General features: G+C 80.8%; 1 protein-coding gene. It reads right to left on the bottom strand.

Annotation, left to right across the window (positions count from 1 at the left end; all coding sequences use genetic code 11):
* Positions 1–114 precede the first annotated feature (114 nt).
* A partial coding sequence (locus CBZ_RS20590) for a hydroxyethylthiazole kinase (RefSeq protein WP_174768714.1) occupies positions 115–527 on the bottom strand: 413 nt, incomplete at its 5' end.

Genomic DNA, 527 nt, shown 5'->3' with positions numbered 1-527 from the left:
CGTCGGCCGGGCGCCGAGCGGCGGCGGCGCAGGCGTCGGCGTCGAGCACGAGGTAGGCGCCGCCGGGCAGCCGGGCCGCACCGCCCACCCCGGAGGCGCGGACCGGAGCCGCGCTCACGCGGGCACCCCCACGACGTCGACCGTCGCCCCCGCGAGGACGCGCGCGGCGAGGTCGTCGGACGTGACCGCGTGCAGGTGGTCGACGAGCGCGACCTGGAACGACGCGGGCCCGGCCGCGTGCTCGGCGGCACGCTCCGCCGCCAGGCCCAGGAGCGTCGAGGCTCCGACCGCGGCGACGAGCGGCTCGGCGACCGCGCTGAACGCCGCGACGACCCCGCCCAGCGCGCACCCGGCGCCCGTGACGAGCGTGAGGAAGCGGTGCCCGACCGCGAGGCGCACCTCGTGCGTCCCGTCCGTGACGAGGTCCACGGGCCCTGACACCGCGACGACCGTCCCGTACCGTGCCGCGAGCCCGGCCGCTGCGGCGCGCGCCGCGTCGACCCCGTCGCGCGCGTCGACCCCGCGGC

The organism is Cellulomonas biazotea (assembly GCF_004306155.1).
Taxonomy (GTDB): domain Bacteria; phylum Actinomycetota; class Actinomycetes; order Actinomycetales; family Cellulomonadaceae; genus Cellulomonas; species Cellulomonas biazotea.
This window is presented reverse-complemented; position numbering and strand designations above follow the sequence as displayed.